The sequence below is a fragment of the Mesorhizobium sangaii genome (assembly GCF_014207355.1).
Lineage (GTDB): Bacteria > Pseudomonadota > Alphaproteobacteria > Rhizobiales > Rhizobiaceae > Mesorhizobium > Mesorhizobium sangaii.
In genome coordinates this window covers 1-11,720 of record NZ_JACHEF010000024.1, presented here as the reverse complement: position 1 = coordinate 11,720, position 11,720 = coordinate 1, and the positions used below count along the sequence as shown (strand labels likewise).

Here is an 11,720-nt window from a genome sequence, read left to right as displayed (position 1 = left end):
GTTCTTCCGTGAACCGCTTTCTCTTCATCAGTCCGTCCTTCAATCAAGGGCCGGACTCTAATCTCAGATGGAGGAAAAACTCAGTGGCAGGTCACGTGTTCACCAGTTGTCTTTGTTAAAATCTTTGGTAACAGATTATTGATAATGACTTTTCTTATTAGCCTCTACTTTGCTTGTAGTCGGGCCATTTGAGAATGTTCATTGTGATGGAGCGCCGAGCCGTAGAGGTAGGCTCTGATGGTCTGCGGCTGGGCGCGTCTGACAGGCGTCGCATGCGGCCATCGATGATGGCCTGTAGACGTCAAAGGCACGGTTTGAGAGTTAGTTCGCGCAGAGATTGCCAGATGTTCTCGGCCGGCGCCCGTGAGGGCGGCATGGGCTCGTGGCGCCACGTGCCGGCTGATCTCGTCGAGATTAAGCTGCATGGCCTCGGTGTCGGCAAACGCCAGCGCCAGCGCCGCACTTGACGGCGGCAACAGCGTTGTCTGTGAGCGTGATCATGGGGACGATTTCTCCTCAGTTCGTGACGCGTTTCAGGCATGTACCGTGCCAAAGGAGAAATCATTCAAAACAATAATCTTCTCGGACAACAGCACGGAGCAGACCTCCAACGGGACCGTGACCTGGTAGGAGGGAGGCAGTTCGAGTAGCATTACATCGCGCCGGGCAAGCCATGCAGAACGGTCTGGTGGAGTGCTTCGTCGGCCGGCTCTCTTCACCAGTCACGGCACTCCCGCGACAGCATTGAGGAATGGAAGATAGACCACAATCTGAAGCGCCCGCACACGAACCTCGACGGGCTCATCGCGCACGAATTTGCAACCCGGTCCAGAGCGGACTTCAACGTGAACAGGGCTAACCTAGTGCCCGTCCATAGTGTGCTGCAGCAAGCAGAAGGAGGTTCGATGGTGAACTGACAACATGCTGAGAAGCTGCGTGAAAGATGAGGGTAGGCCCGGGCTCGCTGGCCTGCTTCGCGGCGCCTACTGGAAACTCGTCCGTCGGGGCTGGACGGCGAGACCGACAGTAAGGCCGTCGCCGGCTTGCGGAGCTGCCTCGTGAGCGGAACGTAGCGGAACCCTATCGCCTGTCGGAAATACCCTGACGGCAGCCGTTCTTGAAAGATTACATGCGGGACGGTGAAAAGATGGAATCCTGCTCTTGATCACCTCCAACTGCGCGAAGCAATTGCCCCACGCACGCTTCAGATAGCTTGAGCTGGCAATCTCCACCTGTGGCAGCTTGGACCCGAGCGGGGTGCAGGTTGCAGATGCCTTTTTTCGAGTGTGCTACCGGTGCCGTCGCTTACTCGTCGCGATTGAGATAGTCTTCAAGCTTCTTCGCCAGGATGCTCACATGCGGCGGAGCGATCATCGTGTAATGGTCACCTGGCACCTCGTGAATTTCCAGGCGGCCTTGCGCGAACTGCTTCCACCCAAGATCGCCATCAGGTTGATTGGTGGATATGCGCAGTCCCTTCTTGGCCGCAAAAAGAACGGACCTGATGTCGTGGGGCCGAGGCGTATAATCATACAGCGCAATTCTATTTGCCTCGGCAACTGTCAGGATATGATCGAGCTGCGTGTCACTGATGGCGGGGAGGTTGCCTGCTTTCCTTCCGAGCTCGAGCAAGGCAGTGACCTGACGCTCACGTTTGATGGATTTCAGCTTTCGCCAATGTTTCTTCAGCGCGGGAAAAAGGACGCTCAACATGATTGCCTGCTCGCTCAGCCAGTCAGGAACGGGACTGTTGCCGAGCAAGCGATGGTACCGGCCGCTTGTGTACTCTTCGTGCTTGTGAAGCGCTTTGGCATCGAGCAGCGCAAGTATTGCTATCTCGTCACCGGCATCGCGCAATTGACAGGCCATTTCCCAAGCGATGCTGCCGCCCATGGACAAGCCGGCGAGCTGATAAGGGCCGCGTGGACTTACGCTCTTGATGGCCTCAACATACTCGCGCGCCATCTCCGGAATGCTCAGGTGAGGTTTTGCCTCGCCGTCGAGACCGCGTGCCTGCAGGCCGAAGAGCGGTTGCTCCGTGCCCAGTGCTTTAGCCAGAGGCGTATAGAAGAGGACATGACCGCCAAAAGGGTGGGGGCAAAACAGAGGCGCGCGCGAACCGCCGGTTTGTATCGGCACTAGTGCGCTCGGACGCGCGCTTCCACGAGTCTTCGAGAGGGCTATTGCGAGCCCTCTTGGTGTCTGGTGTTCCAGAAGCAGGGATACAGCCAATCTCTCTCCCGTGAGCTGCTCGATGTGATCGATGACGCTTAAGGCGCTCAACGAGTCGCCACCAAGATCAAAGAAGCTGTCGGTCAGGGCAACGTCATCCAAGCCCAAAATGTCCCGATAGACCGCCGCAATTTGGCGGTCTAAAGCTGCCTCAGCAGACATCTCAACCACAGTCGGACTGCGCACCCCTTCGTTCCCAGTCGGGCGATCGACGGATCTGGCCGCAGTATTAGGCTGATTCAAATCGGCATTTTGTCCCTGCTCCTTGGTGGCGACCGCATCGAGCCAGTAACGCTTGCGATCAAAAGGATAAGGCGGGAGAGGGGTACGCGAGGGGGGCTTATGATCGTGCAGGCCAGACCAATCAATGCGAACGCCGCAGGTCCAAAGCTTGCCCAGTGTCTGTAACGGTCTCAAGCGATCGCCTTGCCCATGATCGCCTCCTGGCAAGGCCGCAAAGGTGACGGGCAGGTTGCCCTTTGACTTGAACTGCCTGGACAGGGCCGCTCCAGGCCCCATCTCAATGAACAACTCGTGGCCCGATTGCACCAGCCGATCGAAAGCCAGATGGAACTGCACCGTCTCACGCAGATTGCGGACCCAATAGCTACCATCAAGCGGCACGTCCGCCTCAAGCCAGTCACCGAGCACCGTTGACATGAAAGGTACTTGCGGCGCGTGCAGCTCGACTCGTTCTGCATGAATCCTAAACTCCGGCAGGATTGGATCGAGCAGGGATGAATGCACGGCATGACTTGCATGTATTCGTTTGCTCGCAATGGATCTGGCCTGCAATCCCTCATGAAACGTTGCGATCTCGGATGCGGCCCCGGAAACGACGCACTGACGCGGCCCGTTTATTGCCGCCAATGAAAGGCGTTCGTTCCAATAAGGCTGGAGCTCTTCGGGCGACAGGCTGACTGCAACAATCACGCCGGCAGGCACACGCGACGTTAACTGTCCCCTTACTAGTGTCAGTCGAATAGCATCGGGTAACGAGATGATGCCGGCAATATGAGCGGCTGCATATTCTCCGATGCTGTGGCCAATCACAGCTGCAGGGAAAATGCCCCACGAGATGAAGAGCTTCGCCATTGCATATTGCGTAGCAAAGATGACAGGCTGTATGACGGATTCCAACTGAGGCTCAAGCACGCCATCAGATTTGCCTTCGCAGTACAGTAGGGGGCGGAAATCAATCTGTGCGAGCTCGTTGAGCCACTTTGCGCATTCATCGATGGCGCTGCGGAATACCGGCTCTTCTTCATAAAGCTCCCGACCCATTCCGATCTGCTGCCCGCCCTGGCCGGAAAACATGAATACGATGCGGTGTTCACTGCTCGACACCTCTCGCGACGCATCCGCATTCAGAGCCGCATGATCGAGTTGGTCGGCTAGTTCCAACAGATCGGATCCCACGAAACTTGAGCGATATCTCAGAGTAGCTCGACCCTTTTGCAAGGTGTATGCGATGTTCGCTGCGCTGTGCTGAACATCGCTTCGGCGCATAAAGCCGGCCAGTCGCCGGAGCATCTCAGTCAGTGCCGACCTGCTCGCCCCCGATACTGGAAAGACGTGCAGCCTGCGACCGTCTTGCTCACCGCTCCGCGGCGGAGCCTCTTCGAGAATCGTGTGTGCATTCGTGCCACCAATGCCAAATGAGCTGACACCGCCGCGCCGTGGCTCACCACCCTTGGGCCAAGCGATGCAGGTATTGTTTACGAACACCGGGCTCTCCTGAAAGTCGATATTTGGGTTGGGTTTGTCGAGATGCAGGCTAGCGGGAATGACGCCCCTGTTCAGCATTGTGGCGAGCTTGATTAATCCCGTGACACCTGCTGCGGCGTCGAGATGGCCGACATTTGTCTTCACCGAACCTATTGCGCAGAATTGTTTCCTTGAGGTGTGAGACCGGAAGGCCTTGGTCAGGCCGGAGATTTCAATGGGGTCGCCAAGATAGGTTCCCGTACCATGCGCCTCCACATAACCAATGGTGTCCGCAGAGACGTCAGCGTCGGTGAGGGCAGCTTGAATCACCGCAGCCTGTCCGTCGGCGCTGGGGGCGGTGAAGCCTACCTTGGCGGCGCCATCATTGTTGATGGCGGTCCCCTTTATGACTGCCCAGATGTAGTCGCCATCTCTACAGGCATCGCTCAGCCGCTTGAGAACGACGACCCCAGCTCCACTGCCCCTCACCGTTCCTTGTGCTTTAGCATCGAACGCACGGCAGTGGCCGTCGCGAGAAAAGATATGGCCTTGTTGATGGAGATAGCCTTTTCCATGGGGCAGGGAAATCGATGCACCGCCTGCCAGCGCCATATCGCACTCATTGCTGCGCAGGCTCTGGCGAGCGAGGTGGACAGCGACCAGCGAAGTGGAACAGGCCGTCTGAACTGACACGCAGGGGCCGGTCAAGTTGAGCTTATAGGCGATACGCGTCGCCGTGAAATCGCTGCCATTGAGAATGCGGATCTGCAACTTCTCTGAATCCAGCAGGTCGCGGCCTACTTCGCAGTCAGCGAGATAGTGGTTGGCCCCCACGCCAGCAAAGACACCGACACGGCCTCCTGCCGTCTCGCGCGATCCGTATCCCGCATGGTCGAGCGCCTGATACGCCGTTTCCAGCAGGATGCGCTGTTGCGGGTCCATCCACGCTGCTTCCTTAGGCGAGATGCCGAAAAATGCCGCGTCAAACAGATCAACTCCGCTGATAACGGCTTCGCGCCTTACATAATTGGGCGTGCGCAAAGTGTCGGGATCGACGCCAGCTTCTCGCAATGTCTGTTCATTTAGATCTGCGATGGACTCTATGCCATCCACCAGATTGCTCCAGAATTGATCGACGTTCTCCGCTCCCGGGAACCTGCCCGCCATCCCGATGATCGCAAGAGCATTGCGGTCCTGTTTGGGCTCGTCTTCGCTAGCTGCCAAGCTAATTGGTTTCGTTAAATCCTGAGCGGGGCAAGCAACGGCTGGAATTGCGGCCAAGTGGGCAGCGAGCGTTCTTATGGTGGGGTGCTCGAACAAATCCAGAATCTTGCAATCAATGCCCAAACGATCGTCGATGCGTGCCTGAACCTGGACGATGGCCAGGGAATGTCCGCCAACATCGAAGAAATTGTCTTCAACGCTGACGGTGTCCAGCTTCAGCACGTCCTTCCATATTTCAGCCAGTTCAGTCTGCAACCCACCGGTTGGTAAAGTTGCGGCCTTTAATTTCGAGGCGTTTCTCGGCCCGGGAAGAGCACACCGATCGATCTTGCCGCTACGATTGGTTGGTAGCTGCGGGAGGAACACGAAGTGTGAGGGAACCATGTAGCCAGGCAGCGCGGCGCGCAGAAAGGACTGAAGTTCATTGGTATCCTCCGAACTGTCCCGTCGCCTCACCACGTAGGCTGTCAGGCTCGCATTTTCATCGGGACCGTCTGTCAGCGTGACGCAGCATGCTTTGACGTTTTCGTGCTTCATCAGGTGCTGCTCGATTTCGGCAAGCTCAACCCGCATGCCGCGAATCTTGATCTGTCCGTCTTTCCGGCCCAAGAACTCAATCGTGCCATCTGACCGATACCGGGCCAGATCCCCAGTTCTGTAGAGCCTGGATTGCGGATCATCATCGAACGGGTTTGGCCGGAAAACCTCCCGCGTGAGTTCATCATGATTGATGTAGCCGCGGGCTATGCCGATGCCCCCGATGTAGAGCTCGCCGATTGCGCCAACCGGTGCGGGATTCCCATAGCGATCGAGGATATAAGCCTTAGTATTGATGGCGGGGCGCCCAATGGGTGGCCTTTGCCCCCCGGCTTTCACCTCGGTCCTTATGCAATAAACGGTCGTTTCGGTAGGCCCATAGGAATTGAAGATGCGGCGATTCTCACCCCATCGCTCAATGAGGCTCGACGGCAAGGGCTCTCCACCTGACTTGATCACGGTAAGATCAGGAAGATCAGTCGACGGCAAGGAAGTCCACGCTGTCGGCGTAAGACCGGCAGCGGTAATGCGCTCACGGCGCATGAACTCGACAAGCTCTGCTCCAGGCAGCGACGCTGATGGGGGCGCCAGGCACAATTGGCCACCAGAAGATAAAGCCAGCACAAAATCAAACAGCGATGCATCAAATCCGCAGGAAGCGAACTGCAACACCCGGCTGTCTGGCCCCAACTGATAGGTGCGTTTTAGATCCTCCGCCATGTTACAGGCGCTGCGATGTTCAACCATCACGCCTTTCGGCTGACCCGTAGAACCGGACGTATAGATCACATAAGCCAAATCCAAGGGGCCGGCGGGGCAGTGCGGAGGCGTGACCTCATGCAGAGCAATTTCAGTGCGGTCCTTGTCGAGGAGAACCACCGCGCATCCATTCGCACCTTCAATGTTTAGCCCTGACAGGGCTTTCCCGAATGTCTGTGCTTCAAGCTCCGCTTTGCTGATGACCGCAGTGGCGCCAGCGTCCCGCGCCATGAACCGGAGGCGCTGGGGTGGCAGTCGCGGGTCCAGAGGAAGATAGACGGCCCCCGCCTTCAAGACGGCTAGAAAGCCTACAATGAGATCGCACGAACGCTCAACGAGAACGCCGACTACGTCTCCGAGGCGGATACCCTTTGAAATCAGATGGCGGGCAAGCCTGTTCGCCCTTTGCTCAAGTACGGCATAGCTGAGGGCCTCGGCCTCGAATGGACAGTTGACAGCGATATTGTCTGGGTAAGTGGCAGCCTGCGCCTCGATCAGGTTGTGCAGGCAACTATCGGACCGAAAAGGTGCAGCTGTCTCATTCCAACCGTGTAGAAGCTGGTGCTCTTCCCCTGGCGGCAGAAAATTATAGTCGCCTATCTGTCGCTCTGGCGCATCTGCAATCGCCTTAAGCAACAAACAATAGTGCTTCGCCAGCCGCTCAATGGTGCTGCGATCCCACAAATCCGCATCGTATACGACGTCCAGGCGGAAGTTTTCTCTACCGGCCAGGATTCGGAAATCAAGATCGATCCAAATATCGGTCTCGCAAAAACGAATCTGGGCAGCCAAACCGGAGAGGTCGACGTCGCATGGCGTGAAGCCAAGAGAACTCACCGCTTCCGGGGTGAAGTTGAAAACTGCTTGCGCGAGCGGATTGCGACAAGGTGCAGGGGGTAGCTTGAGCTTCTCTAGCAGCAGGGGAAGAGGAAAATGTTGGTGGCTGCGCGCGCAGCGCATTAGGTGACGCACCCGCTGCAAATGGTCGAGGAAAATGGGATTTCCGGAAAGATCCTGCCGTAGGCCCCCTAGGGTCACAAAGTAGCCGAATGTCCCCGCAAAATCTCCCGCCGGACGACCGAGACGTGGGGCGTAGACGGTGATGTCATCCTGGTCACCACAACGATGCAGCAGGACATAATAGGCAGCCAGCAGAACGGTGGCGAGCGTTACTTTTTCTTTGTGCGCCAGTCGCTTCAGGCGCGCGACCAGGGGCGTCTCGATATCCAGGGAGACAACAGACCCAGTGCGCGTGGCAATGGCAACTCGCGGTCTGTCGGTCGGAAGGGCTAGCTCCGGCTCATGATCGACAAATTGGTCGCGCCAGTAGGCCCACATACGTTCTCGGTCGTCGCCAGCAAGGAGGCGCTCCTGCCAGGTTATGAAGTCCTCGTAGGGAGCCGCCGTGGCCAGACTCGGCATGTCCGTATTGCCGCAGCACGCCTGATAGAGCCTGCCGAATTCGTGCAGGAAGGTCCGAATGCTGTACGCGTCGGAAATGACGTGATGGAAATTGAGGAGGAGAATCTCTTCCGTGGCACTGCGGATGAACAGGTGAGCGCGAAATACTGGCCCATGTTTCAGATCGAAAGGCGAGCGAGCTTCCGCCGCGATAGATTGATGGAAGCCCGCCTCTTCGAAATCTGTCAGCCGAACGACATGGAAGCTCAGAGAGACTTTCTCATGAATGCGTTGAACGACGTGCTCGCCTTCCTGGTGAAAGGTCGTGCGCAGCATTTCATGCCGGTCAATCAATGATTGGAGCGCACGCCGCAGGGCGCCAATGTCGAACGGCGCCTTTATGCGCAATTCGACTGGGAGATTGTATTCACTACCGGTTGGCCTTTTTTGGTGATGTAGCCAAAGGCCCATTTGGCCATGCGAGAGCGGACGCGTGACGGAATCCATTGCTTTCTCCAGCCATTGATTGTGCGGAGAATGCTACTCGCCTTTTCTTGACAATGGTTTGAATTTTCGGAGAATTATTCAGTCTTCAATATGAAACTATTGTGTGACAGAATACATCTTCTCCGGCAGTTAGAATTATGGATGACTGGCGTTTATGAACTTTGAAATAAAAATTCAAAAGAGGATCGCGGAGCATCAAACCATTTCGCGATTGTTGAGGTGACTTCATATATCTTTACACATCGCGAGCCATCGGCAGTGTAGGTGGCTCCTGGTCAGTAACGACTCGCGCCATCTAAGGCCGCTGAAGGGTGTGAACGGCCAAGCGTGAACGACTTGACCATTGTGCTGACCAGGCAAGGGCGTGTGGTGGAGCACTCTGTGATGCATGCATTCGAATAGGCAGTCAGGCACAATCGACGTTTGGGTTTTCCGGCATTCACAGCTGACGATCCCAACGTTGCACATGCGTGAAGTGCTGAGTCCAGCTGAGCGAGAACGGGCGGAAAAAATTCGTCACTTAGATCTGCGTCTTTCATATCTTCAGGCAAAGTTTGCTTTTCGAATCATCCTTGCTGCGCACTTGCAGGTCCCGCCGAGAGATCTCCGTGTGACCATTTCGCGCTTCGGCAAGCCCCGATTGCCGGCGCACGACATTGCAGTGAGCCAGTCTCATAGCCGCGATTGGTCCGCCGTCGCCGTATCAGCCTTGACCTTGGTTGGGATAGATATTGAGCATAGGCGCCCCTTGGGAAATTGCCGCCAGTTGGCTTGCCACATTATGACCGACCAAGAGGCAAGCATTTTCGAAGGAATTCCGCGCGAGCTAGCTGCGCGAAAGTTCCTGGAGTTGTGGACTAGGAAAGAGGCCGTACTGAAATGCGCGGGTCTCGGTTTAAACCAAGACCCACGAGGCCTTCATACGGGCTGGGATGAGCCGGCCGTGCAATTCGGCGGCCTGCAATATTACCTCAACGCGCTCCCAGACTACGGGCCGTTGGTAGGGCATCTAGCGTCGCATGATCCTCACCAGATCATCATGCGCAGCCTGCCAGCACAATTAGACGCTTGGTCGATATGCCGTCCTGCGGCCGCCTTCTAAGGCCTTCTCTGATTGGGGTTTGAGGTCGAGATCTTCCTGCTTTTTTTTCCGGACGATGTCGCTCCGTGGGCCACTCGCTTCTCTTCGCGGTCGGCGCAGGGCCGCCGCATGATGGGGTCAGTAGAGCGAGGCTTCTCAATCTGTTGAACGACTTTGGGGGAGTTCGCCCCAGGATCGTGCCTGCTAGCGAGATCGCCTACCCATCGTCACACGGGAACGATCCGGATCACCCTTCTGGGCGAAACCACTCCTTCTTCATCTGTCCGTTGTCCATTTCATACCGATACGGGACCGGGCTCCTTGCCGTAGCGGAATTCTGTCGCATCAACCCACATGTGATGCAGGATGACGGCGAGTTTGCGGGCTACCGCGACGCGGGCTCGCGCCATAGCGCGCCGCTTGGCGACGCTCATGCCCCACGCGCGCAGGCTCGACTACTTTTTACTGCGCACAAGCAGTGTGTGAGCCGCTTCGTAGAGGGCAGTACGGGCAAGCTCGTCGCCGCAGCAGCTGACTTTGCCTTGGATCGGTCTCACCGGACTGATAGCGCGCCGGGGTCAATCCCAGATGCGCGCCGACATTCCTCGAAAGGCTGAACCACTCCGGCCGGTCGATCGTGGCCCGGAAGGCGAGCGCGGTGATGGGTCCGACGCCGGGAGCGCTCATAAGTCGCCGACAGACCTCTTCCTTGCGAACGAGACCGAGAACCTGCTTCGTCAGGCGGCGAACTCTCCGACAGATAGGTCGTATGTTCAGCTACCTCATCGACCTTGCAGCACAACCGGACCCCGCGGCTGCCGCTGCCAACGGCTGGCTTAAGAACCACGGGCAGGCCGATCTCCGCGGCAGAGCTCTCTACCTCCGCCGCATTCGCTGCTCGCGATAAGCAGGTATTGGAACGCCGGCCTCCGCGAGGAGTTGACGTTGAGCGAACTTGTCGCAGCATCGTTCAATGGATTCGGCGTTCGGTCCCGGAAGATCGAAATGCCGGCAGAGCTTGCCAACTGTCGCATAGAACGACTCTGCGGAGGACGTAATGCCAGCAATGTCATAGGTGGCACGGAGCCGGGGAACATTCGCGGATCAGCGCATCAAGATCGTCTGTATCGACACGGATCGCCTCAACGCCTTCCGCCTCAAGATAGTCATACTGAACTGGATCGGCCGACAGCGCAATTGGATGAAGACTAAGACGTTGGGCCGCTTGGATGTATAGCAGACCATTGCTCCTCGTGGCTTCAACTAGTATAAGCGCTCTTCTTGCCATTGTCTGTCTCCCAACGTTGCGTGTTGTGCGGCGGTCCGAGCGCAAACCGACATCACCTTTCTTAGCCGTGCCTCGCCTCAGACTTCGGGTGAATGTACCACTATCAGCGATTTGCGGTCGTGAAGACTCTGTAAATCCATTTGAAGGATCTGTTGCAACGTTTCATCGCTGACAGTGTAGCAAGGAGGGTCTCGACGAAAATCGAAGGTTGCGAGTTCAAGCGACCCTAGTAAACGGTAGCCGGCAACGCCAGTCGGCAACGGAAGTTAGCAGGCTTCTCTGATTGGGGTCGTTGAGGTCAAGCTCCTCCTGATATTTTTCCGGACCATGTCGCCCCGCGGGTCACTCGCTTCTCTTCGCGGTCGACGTTAGGCCGCCGCATGATGGGGTCAGTAGAGCGAGGCGTCTCAATCTGTTGAACGACCTTGGGAGAGTTCGGCCCAGGATCGTGCCTGCTAACGAGATCACCTTGCCCACCGTCCCCACGGGAACGATCCGGATCACGCCCTTTCGGGCGGAATCAACTCCTCCTTCGTTGGTCCGTTATCCCTATTTCATGCCGATACGCGGCCGGGTGCCTTGCCGAAGCGGAATTCTGTTGCATCACTCCACATGCGATGCAGAATGCCAGCGAGCTTGCGGGCAACGGCAACTCGGGCTCGAGCCATACCGCGCCGTTTGGCGACGTTCATGCCCCACGCTCTGAGGCTCGACCATTTCTTGCTGAGCACGAGCAGCGAATGAGCCGCCTCATAGAGGGCCGTGCGGGCGAGTTCGTCACCGCATCGGCTCACCTTGCCCTGAATGTCCGTTTCGCCAGATTGGTAACGTGCCGGGGTCAGACCCAGATGCGCGCCGACATCCCTCGAGCGACGAAAGCGGTCCGGCTGATCGATCGTGGCACGAAAGGCGAGCGCGGTGATGGGTCCCACACCTGGAACGCTCATGAGTCGCCGGCAGACTTGCTCCTGGCGGGCGATAATG

The 11,720-nt window shown here is 57.2% G+C and carries 3 protein-coding genes and 2 pseudogenes; 1 reads left to right on the top strand and 4 read right to left on the bottom strand.

Annotated features, from left to right (window positions below; genetic code table 11):
• Positions 1–1,305 precede the first annotated feature (1,305 nt).
• Positions 1,306–8,367, bottom strand: coding sequence for a non-ribosomal peptide synthetase/type I polyketide synthase (locus tag HNQ71_RS34410; RefSeq protein ID WP_184879564.1), 7,062 nt, complete (start codon positions 8,365–8,367; stop codon positions 1,306–1,308).
• Between the two features lie 466 nt (positions 8,368–8,833).
• On the opposite strand from HNQ71_RS34410, the gene HNQ71_RS34405 reads away from it, so the two are divergent.
• Positions 8,834–9,469 carry a 4'-phosphopantetheinyl transferase family protein gene (locus HNQ71_RS34405; protein WP_184879561.1) on the top strand — a complete coding sequence of 212 codons (636 nt, stop codon included), beginning with the start codon at positions 8,834–8,836 and terminating at the stop codon, positions 9,467–9,469.
• 275 nt (positions 9,470–9,744) lie between these two features.
• Here HNQ71_RS34405 and HNQ71_RS34400 read toward each other — a convergent pair.
• The 3 genes and pseudogenes from HNQ71_RS34400 to HNQ71_RS34390 form a co-directional block, all read right to left on the bottom strand.
• A pseudogene (locus HNQ71_RS34400) lies at positions 9,745–10,189 on the bottom strand (transposase); the annotation flags it as partial.
• 16 nt (positions 10,190–10,205) lie between these two features.
• Positions 10,206–10,736: pseudogene (locus HNQ71_RS34395) on the bottom strand (ATP-grasp domain-containing protein); the annotation flags it as partial.
• A gap of 554 nt (positions 10,737–11,290) precedes the next feature.
• On the bottom strand, positions 11,291–11,720 hold a 430-nt coding region (locus HNQ71_RS34390; protein WP_184879544.1), incomplete at its 5' end, for a transposase.